This window comes from Streptacidiphilus sp. EB129 (assembly GCF_041262645.1).
GTDB lineage: Bacteria > Actinomycetota > Actinomycetes > Streptomycetales > Streptomycetaceae > Streptacidiphilus.
The window spans coordinates 59705-84476 of the sequence record NZ_JBGCCS010000014.1 but is presented as its reverse complement, the minus strand read 5'-3'; the positions used below and the strand labels follow the sequence as shown (position 1 = coordinate 84476).

Here is a 24772-nt window from a genome sequence, read left to right as displayed (position 1 = left end):
TCCGGGGCGGGTGGGAACGCGAGGGCGCGGCCACCGCAGGGTGCTGCGGTGGCCGCGCCGGGTCAGCCGTTCACTGGTTCAGCGGTTGATCCTCATCCCGTCGGCCTCAACTGCGACGCAGGCGGCGGCGGTAGAGGACGAGACCGGCGCCGGAGAGCAGCAGTCCGCCGCCGAGGGTGGCCGCCGGGGTGACCGCCGCTCCGGTGGAGGCGAGGCGGCCCAGGTGGTGGAAGAACCTCTGCAGCACCGGGATGTGGACCCGGCAGGCGGCGTCCTTGGAACCGGCCTGGCAGTTCGACTTGGGCGCGATCACCAGGTTGTCCAGCGTGCCGTCGCCGTGGAACGGCTTGTGCACCATCACCTGGTACTGGAAGTACGCGTGCTGGCCGGCGAGCAGCTGGCCGCTCCAGACGATCTGCTGGTGCGCGGGGTCGAAGGAGGCGCTGGGAACGGTGGAGGTCAGTGATCCGGCGATGAAGGACGCCTTGTCCAGGACCTTGCTCAGGTCGTCGGTGACGACCGGGAGTTCACCGGCCGGGAAGTCGTTGTCGCCGATGTTGGCGAACGACACCCGGTAGGTGATGACCTCGCCGGGGACCGCGTGCCCGCGGTCCGCCGACTTCTTGACGATCAGCTTCGGCTCGTCGGCGGTGACGTCGCAGCTGTCGGTGACCGGGTTGACGGTGCAGGCGTCGATCAGCGGGACGGTGCTGGTCGAACCCCCGCGCAGCGAACGGGTCTCCGACCCGGCGAAGGTCCGCGCGAGCAGCTGGGCCATGGGCCGCTCCAGGCCCATCGACCGGGTGAGTGCGGTGCGCTGCGGCGGAAGCGGGTTGCTCAGGTCGGTGCCGCCGTGGTGCGGGTAGAGCGCCCGGACGATGTTCTCCAGCACGCTGGTGTTCGGCGGCAGCGCCTCCGCAGTGATGGAGAGGTGGATGGTGACGCTGGCCCCGGCCGGCAGGTCGCCGCGCCACTGCACGAACGGCTTGTTGACGGTGATCGTGCCGCTGGAGGCGGTGGCGTCGGCGTCGTAGACGCTGTCCTTGACGATCAGCGACATGTCGTCCTCAAGGCCCGCTTGGCGGACGCCGGTGAAGTCGACCGTGCCGGTGTTGTGGGCCGTGATGGTGTAGTTGATCCGGTTGCCCGGCTCGACGTCGTCACGGTTCTCGCTCTTGGTCACCACCCAGCTGGGCGAGTCGAGTTCGACGTGGCAGCCCTCCTCGGTCCCGGTCAGGCAGTTGCTGTTGGGCGCGGTGACGGCGTCGATCAGGCGCATCGGGCCGTTGTCCGGCGAGTCGGCGGTGACGCTGTAGGTCATCGTGACCGGCGTCCCGGGGGTGAGCGTGCCGGTGGTCCAGACCAGCTTCGGCTGGTTGTAGCTGGTGGAGCCGCTGGCGGTGGCCGCGTCGTGGTTGTAGACCGAGTCGGCCAGGTCGCCGCTGATGTCGTCGGTCACCGTGGCCGGCGGGCACGGGTCGGTGCCGATGTCGGTGACGGTGACGGTGTAGTGCACCGTCTGGCCCGGCAGGTAGTAGCTGCGGTCGGCGGTCTTGCTGATCTGGATCTGGCAGCCGGTGGGGCAGGGGGTGACCCCGTCGGTGCCCGGCTTGGCGGTCGCGGGCTTCGCGGCCGGGGCCGTGGTCGTCGTGGCGGCCGACGACGTCGAGGGTGTGCTCGCGGTGCTGCCCGACGGCGTGGCGGCGGGTGCCTGGGCGGCGGGTGCCTGGGCGGCCGGTGCCTGAACGGCGGGTGCCTGCGCGGCCGGTACGTCCGCGGCCGGTGCCTGAACAGCCGGCGCCTGCGCGGTCGAGGTGTCGGCGGTGGCGGAGGTGCTCCCGGCGCCTGCCGACGGGGAGTCGGCCGAGGGGGCGGCCGCGGCCGGGGTGCTGGCCGTCCGGGTGGTGTCGGCGGGGGCGGTGACAGCGGTCGCGTCGCTGGACGAGCCCGCGCTCGGGGACGTGTCAGGGACCGGACCGGCTCCGGTCAGTCCGAGCCCGACAGCGCATACGATCCATGGCACCACCCATCGGCCGTATCTTCCTCTTGCCCTGACCATGGCGCGTCCTCCTTGATGATGTGCAGCCTGTCGACCCATCATGCGGAGGAGGAGTCGGGCAACTCGGGAATATGACTACCTTTCATCTGATTTGTTGTCATACTTCACTCGCCCGGCGGACCGGCGCCGTCCCGCCGGCTCGTAGTCCCCGCCTCGCAGCGCCCGCCGTTGCCACCCGTGACTGCCGGGTCCGGAGTGTCGGCCGGGCCCGGTGAAGCCGGCCGGCGATCCCGCTGGCCACCACGGGGTCACAAGCGGCGGTGGAGGGTTGACGGGGTGGGACTCCGTGCGGGTGACCCACGATGGAGTGAAGAATCGGCTCCTTTTATGACCGGGGTGTCTGCCATGGGCATGTGACACGCCGTGGGAAGGTTCCCGGGGCCGTCCGGGCGGCTCCCGAATATCCACGTTCACCACGGTTTTCCCACGTCAGCGCGCAGAGTCGGTCATGTCCGCGACCAGAACGCGAAGCAATCCATCCCGGAATGATGGCAGGGCGCCGAAGTTGGGTAAATGCTCTACGAACACGGAGTATTCGTGCTTCCCTGCTTCCTGAGTCCCGATTGTCCCATCGCCCAGGGCCGCTATGCCCAGGTTCCACCATGCCCAGGTTCCCGGTCGGGCTCGGCGGGTGGATCCTCCGGCGCCCTCGTCGAGTGACCGAGTACGCGGAGCCCAGAATGCTCACCACTCTCCACACCTCCTACACCGACACGCGTGCCGGTGACCTGGCGTGGTGCCTGGGTCGCCAGGAACTGCCCGCGCTCGCCGTACTGGACATGAAGATCGGCAGGCTGGACCTGCAGTTACGGCTGCTGGGCGCGTCGCACCAGGTCGTCCTGGGCGCGGCGGCCGGCTACTGCTCGGAGACGGTGGCCTGCCTGCCCGGGCGCCGAACCCCGCTCCCGGCCCGTGTCGCGGAACGGGTGCAGGGCTGGGACTACGAATTCGCGGCACGCGTGGAAACCCTCTCGGCGCAGAATTTCGCCGGACGCGCACAGGAGTTGCTGGCACTCGTCGAGAAGCATCCGGACGGCCTGGCCGGAGTGTTCCCGGGGGATCCGAACGCGTTCACCGCATTGCTCGCCGGAGGGAACGAGCGGGACATCTTCTGGCGCACCTGGCACGCCTATCCGCAGGAGGGGCGACTGGTGTGCACGAGATCCTCGCTAAGAGCGCAAGACTGATCTGTGCACAACACAATGCGTGACGAACTCGGGCCGTCTCCGGCGGTGAGTTCACAGCAGCGGCATCGATCAACTGAGCGAGTCGTCAATCCAACACCTGGCTCTATCACTCGTTGGGGGGAAGTGGGGGTGACCTGACGTCGCCTAGCGTTTGTTCGTGATCAACCATTCCGCAGGATCCTCGCAGCTGTCGGCCGTCGGCACCCGTGCCGCACGGCTGCTGGTGCTGCTCGCGGCGTTCATCTGCGCCGCCTGCGGGCTGGTGTACGAGCTGGAACTGGTCGCCCTCGGCAGCTATCTGCTCGGCAACTCGGTCACCCAGGCATCGGTGGTGCTGTCCGTCATGGTCTTCGCGATGGGGGTCGGCTCGCTGCTGGCGAAGCGCTTCACCCGCCGGCCGGCCACCTCCTTCGCCCTGGTCGAGAGCGCGCTGGCGCTGGTCGGCGGGTTGTCGGTGCTGGTGCTCTACGGCTGTTTCGTCTGGATCGGCCACTACCAGGTGGCGCTGGTCGTCGTCGCCTTCGTCATCGGCACGCTGATCGGAGCCGAGATCCCGCTGCTGATGACGTTGATCCAGCGGATCCGCCGGCAGGAGGCGGGCCGTGCCGTCGCCGACCTGTTCGCCGCCGACTACATCGGCGCGCTGGTCGGTGGGCTGGCCTTCCCGTTCCTGCTGCTGCCGATACTGGGCCAGGCCACCGGGGCGCTGCTCACCGGCGGGGTGAACGCGGTGGCCGGGGCGGTGGTGGTGCTCTGGCTCTTCCCCTCCGAGCCGAGCCGCCGGGTGCGGTCGCTGCTGTGGGGCCTGTGCGGCACGGTGCTGGTGCTGCTCGCCGTGGCGGCCGCGCTCACCGGCGCGTTCGAACGCGCCGCCCGGCACGCGCTGTACGGCGCGCCGATCCGATTCAGCAGCCAGAGCCGCTACCAGGAGATCGTGCTCACCGGGCCGTCCGGTGGCACCGGCGGTGACGGGTCCGGGGGCAGTGGCACGGGCGGGGACGGGGGCGGCGACGGGTCGCCGTCGCAGGCCGGGCAGGCGCGGACCGGAGGGCAGTCGCAGTCCTGGGCCGAACTGGGGGCGGGGCAGGACACGGGGCCGGGGTCCGGGCCGGGGGCAGGACCGGGCGGTGACGGGTCGGACCGGGTGCCGCCGCCGCGTACCGCCGACGACGGCTATCCGCTGCGCGCCGCCGTCCCGAGTGCCGCTCCGTCCTTTCCCTCGCTGCGGCTCTACCTGGGCGGCCGGCTGGCCGTCTGCGGGAGCGACGAGGCCCGTTACCACGCGGCCCTGGTCCGTCCCGCGCTCGCCGGGCCCCGGACCCGGGTGCTGGTCCTCGGCGGCGGGGACGGCCTGGCCGCGCACGAGGCGCTGCGCTACGCCGGGGTCGCCCAGGTCACCGTGGTCGAGATCGACCCCGAGGTGCTGTGGCTGGGACGAACCGACCCGGAGCTCTCCCAGCTCAACCAGGGCGCGCTGAACGACCCCCGGGTGCGGACCGTCACCGCCGACGCCTTCACCTGGCTGCGCACCGCGCCCCGCCAGGAGCAGCCATACGACGTGATCATCTCCGATCTGCCGGAACCGGGGCTGGACCAGAGCCGCAAGCTCTACACCACGGAGTTCTACGGGCTGGTCCGGCGGATGCTCGCCCCGGACGGCCGGCTCGTCGTCCACGCCGGATCGGTCGCGGGCGACGGCTTCTGGGACGCGGACGACACGCTGCACGCCACCGGCCTGCACACCGCCGAGTACTCGGTCCCCGCCGACCGCTCCTGCGGCGGGCCCACCGACTGGGGCTTCATCCTGGCCGCCGTCCGGCAGCCGCAGCTGCGGCTCCCCGACCCCGCCGGGACCGGCCTGGTCGGGGCCGGTGAGGCAGGACCGAACGGCGCGGGACCGGGCGCCTCGGGGCCCGGCACTTCGAGCTCCAGCACCTCGGGCTCCGGCAGCTCCGACCCCTCCGGCGCGGCCGGCCCGGACCCGGCCGGCCTGGACGCCGCCGCACTGCGCCTGGCCGCGGCACTCGCCGACGCCCGGCGCCCCGCCCGCGACCAGATCCCGTCCACGCTGCTGCATCCACGGCTCTGACACCCGGTCGTGATGCCCCCGCGTGTCACCCCCGGGGTGACACCCCCTGTGACAGTGACATCCGGACGCGACGACGGCGCCGATGCCCGGACCACGGCGCCGATGCCCGCCGGTGAAACTCCGGCCACCTGCATCCCCTCCGCCGCGCCTGGTCTGTAGGCTCCCAGAGCATGGAGCATGACGTTCTGGTACCGCTGCCGCCGCACACCGTTCTCCAGGTGCTGCGGGACCCCGAGCTGCTGGCCCGCTGCCTGCCGGGGTTCACCCCGGACGGGACGGACCGGTCGCCGGCGGACCGGTCGCGGGCGGGCGGGCTGCTGGCGGGCCGGCTGAAACTGCGGGTCGGCGGCTCCTCCATCACCTACCGGGGCGAGCTGAGGCCGCGGGACGGCGAGCCGCTGGCTTTCACCGTGGCGGCCGAACAGGTGGTCGGCTCCGGTGGGCTGACCGGGACGGTGCGGGTCACCGTCCTGCCGGAGGGCGACGGCAGCCGGATTCGGGTGCACGGCGCGCTGAGCGGCAAGGGCCGGTGGGAGGAGCTCGACCCCGAGGCGCTGGCCGTCGCGGCCAGGCGACTGCTGGACCGTTTCTGCGCGACCCTCGCTGACGAGGCGTCGGCCGCCGGGGCCCCCGGCCACGGAGGCCCCGCCGACGGGACTGCCGGCGACGATGCGGCCGGCGCCGGGGCGCCGTCGGGCGAGCGGGCCCGCGCCGATGAGCCCTTCGCCGAGGACTCCTTCGCCGAGGTCGTGGGTGAGGAGCTGTTCGGCGAGGTACCCGCCCCGGCGGAGCCGGTGGACGGACCGGTCGACGAGCGGCAGGCCCAGCCGGGCCCGGCCGGGGCGGACGCGGACGCGGACGCGGACGCGGACGACGACTCCGACCCGGTGGACCTCGGCGAGCTGGGCGACCTGGAGGGCCTCGAAGGCCTGGACGACCTGGACGCCCTCGACGAGCGCAACCTCTTCCTGATCGAGGAAGCCGCCGGAGCCTTCGACGGGGCCGCGGTCTTCGACGGCGCCGCCGCCCTCGACGAGTCGTGGCCGGGCACCCCCGGCAACCGCCGCAGCATCGTCGGCCGCTCCGCCGAGGAGGTCGACCACGCCCCGCCGCGCGGCCGCTACGGCCCGGCCCTGCCGCCGCGCAGCGCTCGCTCCCGGGCGGCGGCGCGCTGGTCCTCGCCGGAGCGGCGGATGGGCGAACCGCCGTCCGCCGAGGGCGACCGCACCCGCGTGCCCTGGGTCCTCGGCGGCGGGGTCGCGATCATCGGCGGAGCCGTGATCCTGGTCCGGGCGCTGCGCCGCCGCGCCTGACCTGCCGTCAACCGTCGGCGCCCGCAGCGCTGTCGGCGCCGCCGGCCGCAGCCGGTCCACGCTGTCCGACGCACCCGCCCCGGCGTCCGACGCACCCGCCACGTCCTGTCCACGCCCGTCCCACACCGACGCACACCCGCACCGCCGCGCCAGGAGGCACCGTGTCCCGCTCCATCCCGTCGTCCGATTCCCCGATCCGGCTCAGCGCGGGCGACGTGGAGGTGACGGTGCTCCCGGCGGACGGCTGCCGGCTCGGCAGTCTCCGCGTCGGCGGCGTCGAGCTGCTGCGGACCCAGGACGACCCGCAGGCGAAGGACGCGGGTGTCTTCGGGTACGGCTCGTTCCCGATGGTGCCGTGGGCCGGACGGGTCGCGCACGGGCGCTGGAACAACGCCCAGACCAGCCACACCCTGCCGATCGACATGCCGCCGCATGCGATCCACGGCACGGGTGTCCGCACCGCCTGGTCCCAGGCGGCCCCGGTGACCGGGAACAGTGCGGCGTTCTTCTACGACCTGGCCGATCCCTGGCCCTACGCGGGCCGGGTCACCCAGCTGTTCGAGCTCACTCCCGACTCGCTGCGGACCACCCTCTCGGTGGAGACCGGTGCCGTCTCCTTCCCGGCCCAGGCCGGCTGGCACCCGTGGTTCCGCAAGCGGCTCAGCACCGACGGGGCCGAGGCCCGGCTGGACTTCGCCCCCGGCTGGCAGGAGGAGCGCGGTTCCGACCACCTCCCCACCGGCCGGCGCATCGACCCCCTCCCGGGCCCCCGCGACGACTGCTTCGGACTGCCGGACGGCGTCGCCGCCACCCTGGTCTGGGAGGACGAGCTCCGCCTGGAGATCACCTCGGACTGCGAGTGGCTGGTGGTCTTCGACGAGCAGCCGGACGCCATCTGCGTCGAACCGCAGTCCGGTCCGCCGAACGGCCTCAACACCGCTCCCCGGCTGGTCACCCTGATCGACCCGCTGGAGATCAGCACGGAGTGGAGCTGGCACCGCGCGCTCTAAACTGGGGCCTCATGAGCAACCGCGACGAGCTTCTCGACCAGATCACGACCAAGGCCGTGGTCCACGGCAAGGTCACCCTCTCCTCCGGACTGGAGTCCGACTACTACATCGATCTCCGCCGGATCACCCTGGACGGGCAGGCCGCGCCGCTCGTCGGTCAGGTGATGCTGGACCTCACCGCCGACCTGGACTTCGACGCGGTGGGCGGCCTCACCCTGGGCGCCGACCCGGTCGCCACCTCGATGCTGCATGCCGCCGCCGCGCGCGGTCAGCGGCTGGACGCCTTCGTCGTCCGCAAGGCGCAGAAGGCCCACGGGATGCAGCGCCGGATCGAGGGCACCGAGGTGAAGGGACGCCGGGTGCTGGTCGTCGAGGACACCTCCACCACCGGCGGCTCGCCGATGACGGCGGTCGAGGCGGTACGCGAGGCCGGTGGCGAGGTCGTCGCCGTCGCGGTCATCGTCGAGCGCGGCGCGGCCCCCACGATCGAGGCCCAGGGCCTGCCCTACCTGGCCGCCTTCCAGCTCGCGGACCTCGGCCTGTAGTCACCTCCGGCCGCCCGCCGGTCCCGTGCCGCACCGCCGCCGTGGCGTTCGACCCGTCCTCGTGAGGGGTCAGCGCCGGCGGTGGCGGCCGCCGACGGCCGCCTCGTCCCGCTGCCCGGGTACCGCGGCTCCCGCCGTGGCGGCCGCGCCGCCCGCCGCCTTCTTCTTGCGCCCGCGCGCCAGCTCCAGCAGGATCGGCGAGATCGACAGCAGCACGATCAGGGCCATCGCCGGGATCAGGTACTTGTCGATCACCGGTGCCATCGACGCGCCGAACTGATACCCAATCATCAGCATCGCCTCGGTCCAGATGACCCCGCCGACCACGTTCCACAGGAAGAAGGTCCGGGCCGGCATCTCCAGCGCGCCGGCCACCGGGTTGAGGAAGGTCCGCACCACCGGGATGAACCGGGCCATCACCACGGCCTTGGCCGGGCCGAACCTGACGAAGTACTCCTCGGCCTTCTCCACGTGCTCGCGCTTCAGCAGCCGTGACGACGGCCGGTCGAACAGCCTGCGGCCGCCCTTGGCGCCGAGCAGATGGCCCAGTTGCGCGCCCGCGACGGCGCACAGGGGTGCGCCGAGCATCAGTACCGCGATCGGCATCTGGGTGCCGAGCACCTTCAGACCCGCACTGGACGCGGCGACCCCGGCCAGGATCAGCAGCGAGTCGCCGGGGAAGAAGAAGCCGATGAGCAGCCCGGTCTCGGCGAAGATGATCGCGAGCAGACCGACCGTTCCGAGCTGGGAGATCAGGGCCTTGGCGTCGAGGAGGGTCGAGACGTTCAACGCGAGAGTCGTGGTCACCCGCGCAGACTAACGTGCACCCCTGTCCGGGCACTGTGACGCTCCGGCACGGACCGCCCGGGTGCCCGGGTCGTGCTGATGGATCCCCTTTGGTCGCTTTGGTCATGCCTCGTGGGCATAGCGCCTGACTGTCCCCCGCAGGGGTGAAGCCGAGACGCGAGGATGGGACAATGACGCCGTGCCGACCCTGGTCGGGGTCGCAGTATCCGTAGACGCATCACCGACAGGAGCGGATCCGTATGCCCATCGCAACTCCCGAGGTCTACAGCGAGATGCTGGACCGGGCCAAGGCAGGCAAGTTCGCCTACCCGGCCATCAATGTGACCTCGACGCAGACCCTGCACGCCGCCCTGCGCGGTTTCGCCGAGGCCGAGAGCGACGGCATCATCCAGATCTCCACCGGTGGAGCGGAGTTCCTCGGCGGCCAGCACAAGAAGGACATGGTCACCGGCGCGGTCGCGCTGGCCGAGTTCGCCCACATCGTGGCGGCCAAGTACGACATCACCGTCGCGCTGCACACCGACCACTGCCCCAAGGACAAGCTGGACGGCTACGTCCGCCCGCTGCTGGCGATCTCCGCCGAGCGCGTCGCCAGGGGCGAGAACCCGCTGTTCCAGTCGCACATGTGGGACGGCTCGGCGGAGAACCTGCACGACAACCTGACCATCGCTCAGGAGCTGCTGGCCCAGGCCGCCGCCGCGAAGATCATCCTTGAGGTCGAGATCACCCCGACCGGTGGTGAGGAGGACGGCGTCTCGCACGAGATCAACGACAACCTCTACACCAGCGTCAACGATGTCGTCCGCACCGCCGAGGCGCTGGGCCTCGGCGAGAAGGGGCGCTACCTGCTGGCCGCGTCCTTCGGCAACGTCCACGGCGTCTACAAGCCGGGCAACGTCGTGCTCAAGCCGGAGCTGCTGCGCGAGCTGCAGGACGCGATCGGCGCCCAGTACGGCAGGACCGACCCGTTCGACTTCGTCTTCCACGGCGGCTCGGGCTCCAGCGCCGAGGAGATCTCCACCGCGCTGGAGAACGGCGTCGTGAAGATGAACCTCGACACCGACACCCAGTACGCCTTCACCCGCCCGATCGCGGACCACATGTTCCGCAACTACGACGGTGTGCTGAAGGTCGACGGCGAGGTCGGCAAGAAGAACACCTACGACCCCCGCACCTGGGGCAAGCTGGCCGAGGCCAGCATGGCCGCGCGCGTCGTCGAGGCCACCAAGAGCCTCCGCTCCGCCGGCACCCGCCTCAAGTAGCCGCCACAGGGGCGCGAGGAACTGCGCGACCAACCAGGCACCTCCGTAGAGGGCTGGTCGCACAGTTCCCCGTGCCCCGTTGTGCTACTGCTTCAGCGCGGCGTACCCCTCGGGGCTGCTGTCCTTGAGGAACTCCCAGCAGCGGGCCGCCTCCTCGTCCTCCTTGATCGCGTCCGCCGCGCGGGCCAGCGCGGCCAGGCAGCGCAGGAAGCCGCGGTTGGCGCGGTGCTCCCACGGAACCGGCCCGTGGCCCTTCCAGCCGTTGCGGCGCAGCGCGTCCAGGCCGCGGTGGTACCCGGTGCGGGCGTAGGCGTAGGACTCGACCACGTGCCCGGCGTCGTAGGCGTCGTCCGCGAGCATGGCCCAGGCGAGCGAGAAGGTCGGGTAGTCCGCCGCCACCTGGACCGGCGAGGCGGACTCCTCCGCGAGCAGGCGGTAGGGCTGCTCGTCCTCCGGCAGCAGGGTCGGCTCGGGGCCGCCCAGCAGGTTCTTGTGAGTGCTCATGCCCTGCAGTCTGCCATCCGCCGAAGGCCCCGCGGCCGGCCCGTCGACCCCCGTCCGTCCCTGGCCGGCCTCACGCCGCCGGGGGGACGGTGAGCCGCCAGGCGCCCGGTTCGACGGTCCAGGTGCGCTGCTGGACCGGGGCGCTGACGGTGTGGTCGGCCTCGTAGGTGAAGCGGTGCGCCGGGCCGGTGGAGACGGTGATCCGCTGGGCCTGGACCCGCAGTGCTCCGCGGTCCGTCGCGGAGGCGCTGACCAGGATGTCCATCAGACCGTCGTCGGGCAGGGTCACCAGTGCCGCGGTGCCGGTGCACGCGTTCCAGGCCGAGACCAGCCGCACCGGGTGGTCCACGTCGGCGAGCAGCCTGCCGTCGGCCTCGACCCGGAGCGGCTGGCCCGGGTCGGGGCGGGGGCCCGGCATCAGCGCGCCGACGACCGAGCGGGTGGAGCGGGCCGCGCCGAGCAGCCGGGTGCACCAGGAGTGGTCGCGGGCGGCGGATGCCGCGGTGCTCCGACCGGGCGCAGCCCTGTTCGCCCTGAGCGAACGAACTGCGGAGTTCGCCCGATCCTCTTCCGGCCCGCCCGTCCCAGCAGGTGAGACGGCCGGCGCGGCCGTTCCGACCTGCGGTTCCTCCGTTCCGGCGGTCGGCGTGGACGATTCCGCCGGAAGCCCGCGGCCGTGGATCTGCAGCCCGCCGAGGACCACTCCGCCGCTCTCGTCGACCAGCAGATCCAGGCTCCGTTCGGCCCCGTGGACCACTGCCCTGGCCGCGTCCACGGGCAGCTCCGCAGCGCCGAGTGTCCTGGCCAAGGCCACTTTGTGGCCCTTTCCGACCGGGATGATCGCGACCGCGACGGAGGCCAGCTCCGACTGCTGGTGCAACACCTGCACCACATGGTGCAGTGCATGATCGTCACCGATCACGACAAGTCGCTTTCGTCCCCTTCGTGACAGCACCCGCCGCAGCTCCGCGAGGTCCCCCGGCACCACCGCCTTGAGGTCGAAGGCCGCCCCGAGGACGTCCCTGGCGACCCTCACCGACTCCCCGTCCAGGGCCAGGGCAGCGGGGGAGACCACCACCAGGAGTGCCTCTCCCGCCGAACGTGCAGCCGACACCGCGGTCCTTCCTCGGGTAATCTCTCGGTGTAAGAGCCCCTTGCGCTGTTGCGCCAGGGGCTTGGTCTATCCGGGGCCAGAACGGCGGCCTTCCCGCCGTCTGTTGTGCCCCGCCCGAAAGGGGTGTACGCCTGTGCCCGCACTCGTGCTGGTCGGCGCTCAGTGGGGCGACGAGGGCAAGGGGAAGGCCACCGACCTTCTCGGTGGCTCGGTCGACTACGTGGTCCGCTTCCAGGGTGGCAACAACGCCGGTCACACGGTGGTCGTAGGCGATCAGAAGTACGCACTTCATCTCCTCCCCTCCGGCATCCTCAGTCCCAGCTGCACGCCGGTGATCGGCAACGGCGTGGTCATCGACCCGGCCGTGCTGTTCTCCGAGCTGACCGGGCTGCAGGAGCGCGGCATCGACACCTCGCGGCTGCTGGTGTCCGGCAACGCCCACCTGATCACCCCGTACCACCGGACCCTGGACAAGGTCTCCGAGCGCTTCCTCGGCAAGCGCAAGATCGGCACCACCGGGCGCGGCATCGGCCCGTCCTACGCCGACAAGATCAACCGGGTCGGCATCCGGGTCCAGGACCTGTTCGACGAGAGCATCCTGCGGCAGAAGATCGAGGCCGCGCTGCACGACAAGAACCAGATCCTGGTCAAGCTCTACAACCGCCGCGCGGTCCCCGCCGAGCTGGTGGTCGAGGAGTACCTGGGCTTCGCCGAGAAGCTGCGCCCGTACGTCGCGGACACCGTGCTGGTGCTGAACGAGGCGCTGGCGCAGGACAAGGTCGTGCTGATGGAGGGCGGTCAGGGCACCCTGCTCGACGTCGACCACGGCACCTATCCCTTCGTCACCTCGTCCAACCCGACGGCCGGCGGCGCCTGCACCGGCTCCGGGATCGGGCCGACGAAGATCGACCGGGTCATCGGCATCCTCAAGGCCTACACCACCCGCGTCGGTTCGGGCCCGTTCCCGACCGAGCTGCTGGACGCCGACGGCGACGCGCTGCGCCGGATCGGCGGCGAGCGCGGGGTCACCACCGGCCGCGACCGCCGCTGCGGCTGGTTCGACGCCCCGATCGCCCGCTACGCGACCCGGGTCAACGGCCTGACCGACTTCTTCCTGACCAAGCTGGACGTGCTCACCGGCTGGGAGCAGATCCCGGTCTGCGTGGCCTACGAGATCGACGGCAAGCGGGTGGACGAGCTCCCCTACTCGCAGACCGACTTCCACCACGCGACGCCGATCTACGAGAACCTGCCCGGCTGGTCCGAGGACATCACCAAGGCGCAGACCTTCGAGGACCTGCCCAAGAACGCCCAGGCCTACGTGAAGGCGCTGGAGGACATGTCCGGCGCCCCGATCTCCGCCATCGGCGTCGGCCCCGGCCGGACCGAGACGATCCAGATCCGCTCGTTCCTGTCGTAGTCCCCGCACAGCCTTTCGGCCCCTGTCGCGCACAGCGACGGGGGCCGTTGCGTTCCCGCTGGCCGATTATTGAACTAGTGCATAAATGCGTTGCACTTAGTTCAAAATTTCCCTACAGTCTGATCATGCCTGCCAAGACACCCGCACCCACCGTGCTCCAGGGCCGGCACGTCCGCCTGGAGCCGCTGACCCTCGCCCACATCCCGGATCTCTTCGCCGCCGGGGGCAACGACGACGAGGTCTGGCGCTGGATGGGCGCCGAGACCCCGCGGACCCAGGACGAGCTGAGCGCCATCGCCGCGGCGCTGCTGGAGAACACCGCCCAGTACCTGCCCTTCGCCGTGATCCGGCTCGACACCGGCAAGGCCGTCGGCTGGAGCAGCTACATCGACTTCGACGCCGTCGACGAGCGCCTGGAGATCGGCTGGACCTGGTACGGCCGCGAGGTCTGGCGCACCGCGGTGAACACCGAGTCCAAGCTGCTGCTGCTCACCCACGCCTTCGAGGACCTGGGCATGGGCCGGGTCCAGTGGAAGGCCGACCACATGAACACCCGCTCGCTGAACGCCATCGCCCGCCTCGGCGCCCAGCCCGAGGGCACCTTCCGGCGGCACCGGCTGCGCCCCGACGGCAGCTGGCGGAACAGCGTCTACTTCTCCCTGCTGGTGGATGAGTGGCCGATGGCAAAGGCCCGTCTCGGCGCCCGGCTCGCGGAAGGCTGAGAGGTCGCCCGATGCCTGCGAAGACACCCGCACCCACCACGCTCACCGGCGGCCAGGTCCGGCTGGAGCCGCTGACGCTGGATCACATCCCGGATCTCTTCGCCGCCGGTGGCAACGACGAGGAGGTCTGGCGCTGGCTGCCGGTCGGGACCCCGCGCACCGAGGAGGAACTGCGCGCCGTCGCGGCCGGGCTGCTCGCGCGCGCTCCGCACCAGATCGCCTTCGCGGTGATCCACCTGGGCACCGGCAGGGCCGTCGGCTGGACCACCTACCACGAGATCGACACCCGCGACGAGCGCCTGGAGATCGGCTGGACCTGGTACGGGCGGGCGTACTGGCGTACCGGGGTGAACACTGAGTCCAAGCTGCTGCTGCTCACCCACGCCTTCGAGGACCTGGGCATGGGCCGGGTGCAGTGGCGTACCGACATCTTCAACCAGCGCTCGCAGAACGCCATCCTCCGCCTCGGCGCCCAGCCCGAGGGCGTCCACCGCCGGGAGCGACTGCGTTCCGACGGGAGCTGGCGCGACACCGCCTACTTCTCCCTGCTGGCCGACGAGTGGCCGCCCGCCAGGGCCCGTCTCGGCGCCCGTCTCACCGAACTCCTCGCGAAGGGCTGAGTCCATGTCCGACCTCACCGTCACCCCGGTCCGGATCGAGGACCACGCACGCTGGCGCGAGCTGTTCGAGGGCTACGCGGCGTTCTACCAGGTCGACCTCTCCGAGGCCGACTACGACCGGGCCTGGGCCTGGATCCACGACCCGGAGCGTTCGGCGCACTGCCTGGTCGCCCGCGACGCCGACGGCACCCCCGTCGGGCTGGCGCACTACCGGGCCTTCGACTCGCTGCTCCGCGGGACCTGCGGCTACCTGGACGACCTCTTCGTCGACCCGGCCCGGCGCGGCGGCGGCGCGGCCGACGCGCTGCTGGCCGAGCTGGCCCGGATCGCCGCCGAGGAGGGCTGGGCGGTGGTCCGCTGGACCACCGCGGAGAACAACTACCGCGCCCGGAGCGTCTACGACCGGCATGCGGTGAAGACGGTCTTCCTGACCTACAGCATGGCCCCGGCGGCGGTACCGCAGTCCGACAGTCTGTAGCCCTCTCCTGCCATCGATAGACAGGCTGTCGCTAACGTCCCCCTGCCCCGCTTCGTAGGCTTCGGCCATGAGCATCTCTGTCGACTCCGCAGCGGGGCAGGCCGTCAAGGCCGCCGACCGTGCCCACGTCTTCCACTCGTGGTCCGCGCAGGCCCTGATCGACCCCCTCGCCGTCGCCGGCGCGGAGGGCTCCTACTTCTGGGACTACGAGGGCAACCGCTTCCTCGACTTCTCCTCCCAGCTGGTCAACACCAACATCGGCCACCAGCACCCCAAGGTCGTCGCCGCGATCCAGGAGCAGGCCGCCAAGCTCTGCACCTTCGCCCCGGCTTTCGCCGTGGACGTCCGCAGCGAGGCGGCCCGGCTGATCGCCGAGCGCACCCCTGGTGACCTGGACAAGATCTTCTTCACCAACGGCGGCGCCGAGGCCAACGAGAACGCCATCCGGATGGCCCGGCTGCACACCGGCCGGCAGAAGGTGCTCTCCACCTACCGCTCGTACCACGGCGCCACCGCCAACGCGATCGCGCTGACCGGCGACCCGCGCCGCTGGGCCAACGAGACCGGCGTGTCCGGCATCGTGCACTTCTGGGGCCCCTACGCCTACCGCTCCAGCTTCCACGCCGAGAACGAGGCGCAGGAGTGCGAGCGCGCGCTGGCGCACCTGGAGGCGACCATCGCCTTCGAGGGCCCGCAGACCGTGGCCGCGATCATCCTGGAGACGGTGGTCGGCACCGCCGGCATCCTGGTCCCGCCGGCCGGCTACCTGGCCGGGGTCCGCGAGATCTGCGACCGTCACGGCATCGTCTTCATCCTGGACGAGGTCATGGCCGGGTTCGGCCGCACCGGTGCCTGGTTCGCCGCGGACCACTGGGGTGCCGTGCCCGACCTGCTGACCTTCGCCAAGGGCGTGAACTCCGGCTATGTGCCGCTGGGCGGCGTCGCCATCAGCGGGAAGATCGCCGAGACCTTCGCCGAGCGCCCCTTCCCCGGCGGCCTGACTTACTCCGGACACCCGCTGGCCTGCGCCTCCGCCGTGGCGACGATCAACGCCATGGCCGAGGAGGGCATCGTCGAGAACGCCAGGAGGCTCGGCGAGGACGTCATCGGTCCCGGCCTGCGCGAGCTGGCCGAGCGCCACCCGGTCATCGGCGAGGTCCGCGGCCTCGGCGTGTTCTGGGCGCTGGAACTGGTCCGGGACCGGGCCACCCGCGAGCCGCTCACCCCGTACAACGCGGCCGGTGCGGCCAACGCGCCGATGGCCGAGCTGGCCGCCGCCTGCAAGCAGCGCGGGCTGTGGCCGTTCGTGAACATGAACCGGCTGCACGTGGTGCCGCCGTGCAACAGCAGCGAGGCGGAGGTCAAGGAGGGCCTGGCCATCCTCGACGAGGTGCTCACCCTGGCGGACGCGCACACCGGCTGACCGGGCGTCATTCGAGTGGTGTAGACCACTGCGGCCCCGGAAATCCACCATCCCAGCTGGATCCGGGGCCGTACCCTTGGGTTGTCGTCGGGGCCGCACCGCACACCCGCCGTTTACACCCACCCGAGGAGAGAGGGCCCCGCCGTGTCGTCCGACGCCCAGAGCCCGCTCCGCCTCAAGGTCCAGCGCAGCAGCCTGCGCGAGCAGGTCGCGCACGCGCTCCGGGACGAGATGATGGCCGGCCGGCTCCCGGCCGGGACGCACTTCACGGTCAAGGAGATCGCCGAGCTCTACGGCGTGTCGGCGACCCCGGTCCGCGAGGCCCTGGTCAACCTCACCGCGCAGGACCTGCTCTGGATGGAGCACAACCGCGGCTTCACCGTCCCGCTGCTGTCCTGGGCCGACTTCCTGGACATCGTCGAGGCGCGCACCATGGTCGCCGACAGCATGTTCCGCAGCATGGAGGGACGGCTGGAGCGGATCGACTGGGACCGGCTGCCCTCGCTGCGGCGCCGGGCCGAGGCCGCCGCACGGGCGGCCCGCGCCGGCCAGCTGGACGTGCTGGTGGGCTGCGACCGCAGGTTCTGGGGTGAACTGGCCGGCTTCGTGGCCAACCGCAAGCTCACCGACTACCTGGACTGGCTCCGGGTGCAGTACTGGATCTTCGCGGCGCCGCATCTGCGCGGCCGCCCCGACGTCGCCGCGTACTGCTGGTCCGGCCACCTGGAGCTGGTGCAGGGAATGGCCGACCGGGACCAGCGGGCCGTGCACGGCATGATCCTCGACTACAACCGCGAGTCGCTGCGGCAGATGGCCCGGCTCTGCGGCGAGGACGCGAGCGGCACCCTGTTCGGCAGCCTCGACCCGCCCCAGGTGCCCGTGCAGCGCGAAGCGGGCCCGGCGGAACGGGAAGCCTGCCCCGCGGAGCGGGAGCCGGGCCCGGTCCAGCGCGGGGTCCCGGTCCCGGGTGAGGCCCCCGTCCGGCGTGAACAGAGCGAAACCTGCTGACCACAGCCGGTGCGCGCGTTATCGTGCAGCGAGCTCCCAGCAGCAGAAGCAGCGATCCCGAAGCAGCATCCAGGAGTGCCCGTGGCCTGTGACATCTGGCTAGTCCCGCTCGTCGACGTACTCGTGCACAGCCCCGAGAACCCCTTCTCGGAGGACCTTGAGACGTACAACACCTCGCTCCAGGCCCACGGCCTGCCGGAGGTGCCGGTCTTCCGGTACATGCCGGGCCTGAGCGGCGACGTCGAACCCGTCGCCGCCTTCGACTACGAGTCGCTGCACTTCCTGCGGCGCGCCTACCTGCTCCAGCTCACCGGGCTCGACGTGACCCCGGTGGACGAGCTCGGCGGCGACTACGAGCAACTGCTGGAGATGTTCGAGGACGCGGCCGAGCAGTCGCACCTGGTCTGGCACTTCGACCACGCCGGGGCGTACGTCCCGATCGACTTCGCGCACCCCATCGTGGACGACGCCCTGCTGGCGGCCGGCGGCCCGCTGGGGTCGCTGCACGGGCTGCTGCGCGAGCTGCAGGCGGTGGCGCCGTGGATCGGCATCGACCACCAGCTGCCGCCGATCCCGGTCCGCCCGGTCGCCCCCACCACGCTGGAGGGACCGGCCCACCCGCCGCCGGACCACAACGGCCCCTTCGCCCGCGAGCGCCACGCCTGGACCGGCCTGCACGCCGCCGCGGTCCGCGCCCTGGGCCAGGGCTCCATGGTCGTCTTCGCCTGACCCCCCGGGGCCCGAGGTCCCGGCCCCCGGGGCCCGACACCCTCCGGCCCCGGCGGTGCGGGCGGCGACGCAACCCCGCACCGCCGGGTCCGGTACTCAGCGGAGCGGGGACTCCGGGGGGCGCTGCCGCGGCATGGTGGGGCGGCCGCCCCCCAGCGGCGGCAGGACCCTGACCTGCGCCCCGGAACCCTCGCTGCGCCCGCCCCAGACGCCGGACACCTGGGTGGGCAGCTGGGTCATCGAGGCGCGGAACTCCAGCATCCACTCCGAGGTCTCGGTGCGGACCATGTCCGACACGTCCTCGCAGAACCGGCGCAGCACGCCCAGGCAGCGCTCCGCGGCCTCGCTCGCGGTCCCCTCGGTCGGGCCGAGCACCTCGCGCACGCACTCCGAGGCCCAGTCGAACTGGAACGCCTCAAGCCGCCGCTGCAGCGCCTGACCGGTACTGACGTCCCGCATCCAGCCGCTGGTCAGCCCGAAGACCCGGTCCGCGCCCAGACAGGAGCCGGCCAGCAGCAGCAGCACATAACCCCACGCGGAGCCGGCATGCCAGACCCCGGTCAGGCCGAGCAGTGGCAGTACCGCGCCGCCGACGCCGAGCAGCGACGCCAGGTAGCGCAGCACCCGCGCGCCACGGCGCTTCCAGCGCCGGTCGCGCTGGTACCAGTCGATCGCCTCCACCGCCCGCTCCTCGGACCAGCGGTACAGCTCCTCCAGGCGCTCCGCGGGCTCGCCCCAGTCGCCGAGCGGGAACTGGCGCGTGCTCAGATCACCCCCGCGCCGGACGGGTTGGGCCGGCTGCGCGGCCGACGCGGCCACGGTCGACTGCTCCTCGGCCCCGGGGTCCATTCCCCAGGAACTCTCTTCGGGCTGCATCTCGGGCTGGCTCACCGTGGGAACTCCCTGTCCTTCGGCCCATCGGGCCCGATCGTCCCAGGAGCCACTGACAAACGCATCGCCCTCAGCCCTTCCCGGTCCGCACCGGCCGGGTGCCGGTGGCTTCCACGCACCACTTCGCACCACTTCTTACCGCCAAATGGCTGACCTTGGGGCCGTTCCGCTGGGATTCGGACGTCGGGGAGTGCCCAAACTCCCTGACGGGGCACCGGAACCCGTGGCCCGCACGCTCACCCTTACGGGTGGGTGGTTCGGGGGAGCGTACCTGACCCGCGCGAGCCCGCAGCTCAGCCGCTCACGCCCAGGCACTAGGCTCAGCCCTGTGAACGTCCTTGTTATCGGCGGCGGTGCCCGCGAACACGCCCTGTGCCGCGCGCTCTCGCTCGACCCCGATGTCACCGCCCTGCACTGCGCGCCCGGCAACGCCGGCATCGCCCAGGTCGCCCGGCTCCACCCGGTCGACCCGCTGGACGGCGCGGCCGTCACCGAGCTGGCGGTGGCGCTGGGGGCCGACTTCGTGGTGATCGGTCCCGAGGCCCCGCTGGTCGCCGGGGTGGCCGACCCGCTCCGCGAGCGCGGCATCCCGGTCTTCGGGCCGAGCGGCGAGGCCGCGCTGCTGGAGGGCTCCAAGGCCTTCGCCAAGGACGTCATGGCCGCCGCCAACGTGCCGACGGCGCGCTCCTACCTCTGCACCACCCCGGCCGAGGCGGCCGAGGCGCTGGACGCCTTCGGCGCGCCCTACGTGGTCAAGGACGACGGCCTCGCGGCCGGCAAGGGCGTCGTGGTCACCTCCGACCTGAAGGCCGCGCTGGCCCACGCCGCCGCCTGCGACCGGGTGGTCATCGAGGAGTTCCTGGACGGCCCCGAGGTCTCGCTGTTCGCCGTCACCGACGGCACCACCGTGGTCCCGCTGCAGCCCGCGCAGGACTTCAAGCGCGCCTACGACAACGACGAGGGCCCCAACACCGGTGGCATGGGCGCGTACTCCCCGCTGCCCTGGGCCGACCCGGCGCTGGTGGACGAGGTCATGGAGACCGTCCTGCAGCCCACCGTCGACGAGCTGCGCCGCCGTGGCACGCCGTTCTCCGGCCTGCTGTACGCGGGGCTGGCGCTGACCACGCGCGGGGTGCGCGTGATCGAGTTCAACGCACGGTTCGGCGACCCGGAGACCCAGGTGGTGCTGGCCCGGCTGAAGACGCCGCTCACCGGCCTGCTGCACGCCGCCGCGACCGGCAGGCTCGCGGACTTCCCGGCCCTGCGCTGGAGCGAGGGCGCGGCGGTGACCGTGGTCATCGCGGCCGAGGGCTACCCGGAGTCACCGCGCAGCGGCGACCCGATCACCGGCCTGGCCGAGGCCGAGGCCGCCGACGGCAGCACCTTCGTGCTGCACGCGGGCACCCGGCTGGCCGAGGACGGCACCGTGCTCAGCGCGGGCGGCCGGGTCCTCTCGGTGACCGGCACCGGTAAGGACGTGGCGCAGGCCCGCAGCCGTGCCTACGCCGCCGCCGGGCACATCGCGCTGCGCGGCTCGCACCACCGCAGCGACATCGCCGCCGGCGTCTGACCCCACCCCGGCGTCCGACCTGGCTGCCGGAGCGCGACCTCGCCGCCGGCGTCTGACCCCACCCCGGGCGGGCGCCACCCGCGAGGCTCAACCCGCCGGGGCGATTCCGCCTCACCCGCCCCGGGGGCGATCCGCCCCAACCATCCAACCCTTCCGGGTGACGGGAACCTCATCCGGCTGACGTTCGGCCGCCGACGGCCTTATGGTGCCCAGGACCGCATGAGCGGCGGCCGCTCATCGGGCGGCCGCGGCAGGTACCGCATGCGCTGAGGGGGGAAGCTGCGGTCCAGAGGGAATCACTGATCCGAGTGGTTCCGGACCGTTCCAGGAACACCGCACCCGGGTCGAGCGTCCTCTCAGACAGAGGCGAACCGGGTTTCGTCGAGTCGGCGGCAGGGGGTGACCGAACATGACCGGACCGAAGATGGCTGGAGACCGAGCGGCACGGGCCCGTGCCCAGGCCGTACTGCGTACCCGTGGCCGGGCGGCCGCCGTGGCCACGCTGCCGGCCGCGATCGCCGCCGTGCTGATCGCGGGCGGCATCACCGGCCGGCTGGGCGCCGCCGGTGCCGCGGACGCCCTCGGCTGGGACGTCGCCCGCTGGGCCGTGGGCACGGTCGGCGTGCTCGTCCTGCTGCTCGCCGGGGTGCTGGCGCTGGTGCTGGCCCGGGTCACCCCGCCGCAGACTCCCGCCGTCCCGATCGAGGAGACGGCGGCGCCGGAGCTGTACCGGATGGTCCGCGACCTCGCCGAGCGGATGGACGTGCCCGCGCCGGCCCGGATCGCGCTCACCCCCGACTGCGACAGCTGGCTGGAGGACCCCCCGGCCCGCTCCGCCGCCGGAACCGCGCGCCGGGCCGCTGCGGCGCCGGGCGCAGGGGGAGCGGCCCGCGCCGAGTCCGCGGTCGCGGGCGGCGCCGGGGCGGAGACCGAGCCGGCCGACGCACTGGGCCGGGACCGTGCCCCGGTCCCCGCGCCGACCCTGGTGGTGGGTTCCCCGTTCCTGTGGTGGATGCGGGTGGCCGAACTCCGCGCGCTGCTCGCCCCGGTCGTCGCCGGGACGGCCTGCTCCGCCGATCCGGACATCGCCGCCGCCCGTCGCTACGTCCGGGGCCTGGACGCTACCCTGGGGCTCGCCGCCGACCGTCACGGCGCCCCCGCCTGGCAGCGGCCCGGTCTGGCGCTGTTCGGCCGGATCGCCGCGGTGCTGCTGCGCCGCTGCCGCGGTCACGCCGCCGAGATGGAGCGTGCCGTCGCCGGCTGGGCCTCCGAGCAGGCCCGTCAGGTCGACTACGGGCTGCGGATCGCCGCCCAGGAGCAGGTCGGCCTGGCGTACGCGGGCTGGGACCGGCTGCTCAGCCGGGTCGCACTGCCGGCCTGGCGGATAGGCCGCTGGCCCGCCCGGCTGGACGCCGGTGTGGTCTCCGCGCTGACCGAGCTGTCCCGCCGGGACCGGCTCGCCGACGCCTTCGAGACCCGTCTCGGTGAGCGGCCCGCCTGCGACCTGCTGGAGGAACCCGGCACCGTGGACGCGGCGGTGTCGTTGCTGGCCGCCCGTCTGTTCCACGGCGGCGGCGATCCCGCCGCCGACCGGGCCTGGTCCCCGGTGGACTGGGCCGACTACCCCACGGCGGTGGTGGAGGGCATCTGGCGCTCGCAGGCGGCCGACCTGACCGCCCTGCTCGACCCGGGTTCCGGTGCGGAAGCGGACCCCCGCATCGACACCTACGCCCGTACCGACAGCTACGCACCCGCCTACGCCCACCCCGGGGCGGAGCCGGATTCCGGGGTGCCCGGCGACCGGGCCATCGCCCGGCTGCTCGACCGGTTGCGTCGTGGCCCCGGTGCGGCGGACGAGCTGGCCTCCGCGCTGACGGCCCGGCGGCTCCGTGCCTCGCTCGGTGAACTCCCGCAGCCCGCCCTGCAGTTGCAGCCGCCCCGGACCGGGCGCGACCTGCTCGGCGAACACCTGGCCGCGCTGGTGTGCTGTGCGGCGATCGACGCCGGTGCGGCCCGCCCCGGGCTGGACTGGCTGGACGGCCCGGTGCTGCTGGTCGACGGCGTCCGCAGGGGCGACCTCGCCGTTCCGGTGGCCCTCGCCGTCGACCACGGGGACGACGGCCCGCTGCGGGCCTGGCTTGACGAGATCGGCGTCAGGGTGCAGAAGACCGTGCGCCTGCCCTGACGCTTCCGGTCGGCAGCACGTACGATGACGGCACGCGTGGTGAGCAGTCGACCGCAGCCAGTGACGGTCAGTCACCATCGGTGCGCAGCCGACGACTCACGGGTGACGCTCCGTCACCCGAGGCATCGGCAGCTCCAGCCGGCACAGCAGGCAGCACACGGCACGGCAGCACTGGGCAGCACAGCACGCCGCACCACACGGCACACCCGCCGACGCCCGTCGGCACAGGTGGACACCCGGACCCGCCGGCGCCGGCACCACCGAAGCGACGTCAGGGAGGGGAGCGTGAGCGGGGAGCAGAGTCGCCGCTGGGAGTCGGGGGCACTCGCGCACGGCGCGACAGATCCCTTCGGCCAGGGCCCCCTGCCCTGGCTGCGCGGCGCCGACCAGTACCTGGACGACACCGGCCTGATGGTGCCCTGGTACGTCGACCTCGGTCAGGCGCAGGGCCGGCTCCCGCGCGCCCGCCAGCCGCTGGACGACGACCAGCGTCCCGCCCTCGGCCGGCCCCGTACCTCGGACGACGTCGGCGGGCAGATCAAGGGCTTCGCCGCAGGGGCGGTGGACCTCGGCGGCGCGCTGGACCTGCGGGTCAGCGTCAGCCCCCCGCAGGAGTTCACCGTCGACGTCTACCGGATCGGCCACTACGGCGGCGCCGGAGCGTGGCATGTCGCCGCGAGCCCCCGGGTCTCCGGGCTGGTCCAGCCGGCCCCGCTGGTCGCCGGCCGCACCGTTTCCTGCCACCACTGGTGGCTGTCCTGGCGGTTGCAGATCCCGGCGCACTGGAGTCCCGGCGCCTATGTCGCGGTGCTCACCACCGCGGACAACCGGCACCGCAGCCACATCCCCTTCACCGTCCGCGCGGACAAGGCCGCCGACCTGCTGCTGCTGCTTCCCGACGTCACCTGGCAGGCCTACAACCTCTACCCGGAGGACGGCCGTACCGGAGCCAGCCTCTACCACGCCTGGAACGAGAAGGGCGAGCTGCTGGGCGAGGAGGAGGCCGCGACCACGGTCTCCTTCGACCGGCCCTACGCCGGCGCGGGCCTGCCGCTGCACATCGGCCACGCCTACGACTTCATCCGCTGGGCCGAGCGCTACGGCTACGACCTCGCCTACGCCAACGCCACCGACCTGCACGCGGGCCGGGTCGACCCGACCCGCTACCGGGGGCTGGTGTTCCCCGGCCACGACGAGTACTGGTCGGCGCCGATGCGCCAGGCCGTGGAGCAGGCCCGCGACAGCGGCACCTCGCTGGTCTTCCTCAGCGCCAACACCATGTACTGGCAGGTGGAGCTGGATCCGGGGGTGACCGGTGAGCCGGACCGGCTGCTGACCTGCCGCAAGCGCCGGCGTCCCGGCGACGGCGCCCCGGGCGGTTCGGGTGGTGCCCCGGCCTCCGTGCTCTGGCGCGATCTCGGGGCCCCGGAACAGCATCTGATGTGCATTCAGTACGCGGGGCGGGTCCCCGAACCGTTCCCGATGGTGGTCGGCAACACCCGGCACTGGCTCTGGGAGGGCACCGGTCTGCACGACGGCGACCAGGTCCCCCGCCTGGTGGTGGGGGAGTCGGACCGCTACTTCCCGCGCGTGGCACTGCCGGCGCACACCGAGTGGACCCTGCTCGCGCACTCCCCGTACCGGGACGTGAGGGGCGCCCAGCGTTACCAGGAGACCTCCCTGTACCGGGCGCCGGGCGGGGCGTACGTCTTCGCCAGCGGCACCTTCGCCTGGTCCCCGGCATTGGACCGGCCGGGTCACACGGACGAGCGGATCCAGCGCGCCACCGCGAATCTGCTGGACCGTATCTGCAAGGTCCACTGAACAGGCGCTGTG

21 protein-coding genes are annotated in these 24772 nt (G+C 72.5%); 16 read left to right on the top strand and 5 right to left on the bottom strand.

Translation table 11 applies throughout. The annotated features are described in order from the left end of the window. Positions 1-106 precede the first annotated feature (106 nt). Complete coding sequence (locus ABH925_RS18890) at positions 107-2026, bottom strand: LPXTG cell wall anchor domain-containing protein (protein ID WP_370149366.1); 1920 nt, start codon at positions 2024-2026, stop codon at positions 107-109. Positions 2027-2739: 713 nt separating this feature from the next. Here ABH925_RS18890 and ABH925_RS18885 point away from each other — a divergent pair. The 5 genes from ABH925_RS18885 to pyrE all read left to right on the top strand — a co-directional run bounded on the left by ABH925_RS18885 (position 2740) and on the right by pyrE (position 8203). Beyond that, positions 2740-3246, top strand: a complete 507-nt coding sequence (locus ABH925_RS18885; protein ID WP_370149364.1) for a DUF2617 family protein — start codon at positions 2740-2742, stop codon at positions 3244-3246. Between the two features lie 157 nt (positions 3247-3403). After that, complete coding sequence (locus tag ABH925_RS18880) at positions 3404-5335, top strand: spermidine synthase (RefSeq protein ID WP_370149362.1); 1932 nt, start codon at positions 3404-3406, stop codon at positions 5333-5335. 170 nt (positions 5336-5505) lie between these two features. Then, positions 5506-6648: a CoxG family protein gene (locus ABH925_RS18875; RefSeq protein WP_370149360.1), complete on the top strand. Its 1143-nt coding sequence runs from the start codon at positions 5506-5508 to the stop codon at positions 6646-6648. Positions 6649-6821: 173 nt separating this feature from the next. Then, positions 6822-7658 carry an aldose 1-epimerase gene (locus ABH925_RS18870; protein ID WP_370149529.1) on the top strand — a complete coding sequence of 279 codons (837 nt, stop codon included), beginning with the start codon at positions 6822-6824 and terminating at the stop codon, positions 7656-7658. Between the two features lie 11 nt (positions 7659-7669). After that, positions 7670-8203: an orotate phosphoribosyltransferase gene (gene pyrE / locus ABH925_RS18865; RefSeq protein ID WP_370149358.1), complete on the top strand. Its 534-nt coding sequence runs from the start codon at positions 7670-7672 to the stop codon at positions 8201-8203. A gap of 69 nt (positions 8204-8272) precedes the next feature. On the opposite strand, the gene ABH925_RS18860 is transcribed toward pyrE, so the two are convergent. Continuing rightward, entirely contained in the window at positions 8273-9010 is a 738-nt protein-coding gene (locus ABH925_RS18860; protein WP_370149356.1) for a DedA family protein, read from the bottom strand. A 239-nt stretch (positions 9011-9249) separates the two neighbouring features. Here ABH925_RS18860 and fbaA point away from each other — a divergent pair, with 239 nt between their 5' ends. Continuing rightward, positions 9250-10272, top strand: a complete 1023-nt coding sequence (gene fbaA / locus ABH925_RS18855; protein ID WP_370149354.1) for a class II fructose-bisphosphate aldolase — start codon at positions 9250-9252, stop codon at positions 10270-10272. Between the two features lie 84 nt (positions 10273-10356). Here the strand turns inward: fbaA and ABH925_RS18850 are convergent, their stop codons facing one another. Together ABH925_RS18850 and ABH925_RS18845 are read right to left on the bottom strand one after the other, a co-directional pair. Further along, on the bottom strand, positions 10357-10776 hold the full coding sequence (locus ABH925_RS18850; RefSeq protein WP_370149352.1) for a DUF3151 domain-containing protein: 420 nt from the start codon (positions 10774-10776) through the stop codon (positions 10357-10359). A gap of 70 nt (positions 10777-10846) precedes the next feature. Continuing rightward, on the bottom strand, positions 10847-11890 hold the full coding sequence (locus tag ABH925_RS18845) for a diacylglycerol kinase family protein (RefSeq protein ID WP_370149351.1): 1044 nt from the start codon (positions 11888-11890) through the stop codon (positions 10847-10849). Between the two features lie 133 nt (positions 11891-12023). Here ABH925_RS18845 and ABH925_RS18840 point away from each other — a divergent pair, with 133 nt between their 5' ends. The 7 genes from ABH925_RS18840 to ABH925_RS18810 all read left to right on the top strand — a co-directional run bounded on the left by ABH925_RS18840 (position 12024) and on the right by ABH925_RS18810 (position 18290). Continuing rightward, positions 12024-13310 (top strand): adenylosuccinate synthase, encoded by a 1287-nt coding sequence (locus ABH925_RS18840; protein ID WP_370149349.1) that lies wholly within the window; start codon positions 12024-12026, stop codon positions 13308-13310. A gap of 125 nt (positions 13311-13435) precedes the next feature. After that, positions 13436-14032 (top strand): GNAT family N-acetyltransferase, encoded by a 597-nt coding sequence (locus ABH925_RS18835; RefSeq protein WP_370149347.1) that lies wholly within the window; start codon positions 13436-13438, stop codon positions 14030-14032. Positions 14033-14043: 11 nt separating this feature from the next. Continuing rightward, positions 14044-14652, top strand: coding sequence for a GNAT family N-acetyltransferase (locus ABH925_RS18830; protein ID WP_370149345.1), 609 nt, complete (start codon positions 14044-14046; stop codon positions 14650-14652). Positions 14653-14656: 4 nt separating this feature from the next. Beyond that, complete coding sequence (locus ABH925_RS18825) at positions 14657-15130, top strand: N-acetyltransferase family protein (protein WP_370149343.1); 474 nt, start codon at positions 14657-14659, stop codon at positions 15128-15130. 67 nt (positions 15131-15197) lie between these two features. After that, positions 15198-16553 carry an aspartate aminotransferase family protein gene (locus tag ABH925_RS18820; protein WP_370149342.1) on the top strand — a complete coding sequence of 452 codons (1356 nt, stop codon included), beginning with the start codon at positions 15198-15200 and terminating at the stop codon, positions 16551-16553. A gap of 144 nt (positions 16554-16697) precedes the next feature. Further along, a complete protein-coding gene (locus tag ABH925_RS18815) occupies positions 16698-17561 on the top strand; it encodes a GntR family transcriptional regulator (protein WP_370149340.1) in 864 nt (287 codons plus the stop codon). Between the two features lie 81 nt (positions 17562-17642). Further along, a complete protein-coding gene (locus tag ABH925_RS18810) occupies positions 17643-18290 on the top strand; it encodes a hypothetical protein (protein WP_370149339.1) in 648 nt (215 codons plus the stop codon). A 96-nt stretch (positions 18291-18386) separates the two neighbouring features. On the opposite strand, the gene ABH925_RS18805 is transcribed toward ABH925_RS18810, so the two are convergent. Then, the gene (locus ABH925_RS18805; RefSeq protein WP_370149336.1) at positions 18387-19181 is read right to left on the bottom strand and encodes an SLATT domain-containing protein; all 795 of its coding nucleotides are present in this window, start codon (positions 19179-19181) and stop codon (positions 18387-18389) included. A gap of 328 nt (positions 19182-19509) precedes the next feature. Between ABH925_RS18805 and purD the strand changes: the two genes are divergently transcribed. The 3 genes from purD to ABH925_RS18790 all read left to right on the top strand — a co-directional run bounded on the left by purD (position 19510) and on the right by ABH925_RS18790 (position 24760). Then, complete coding sequence (purD, locus tag ABH925_RS18800; RefSeq protein ID WP_370149334.1) at positions 19510-20751, top strand: phosphoribosylamine--glycine ligase; 1242 nt, start codon at positions 19510-19512, stop codon at positions 20749-20751. Positions 20752-21160: 409 nt separating this feature from the next. Beyond that, positions 21161-22936: a hypothetical protein gene (locus ABH925_RS18795; protein ID WP_370149332.1), complete on the top strand. Its 1776-nt coding sequence runs from the start codon at positions 21161-21163 to the stop codon at positions 22934-22936. Positions 22937-23221: 285 nt separating this feature from the next. After that, positions 23222-24760, top strand: a complete 1539-nt coding sequence (locus ABH925_RS18790; protein WP_370149330.1) for a N,N-dimethylformamidase beta subunit family domain-containing protein — start codon at positions 23222-23224, stop codon at positions 24758-24760. Positions 24761-24772 lie beyond the last annotated feature (12 nt).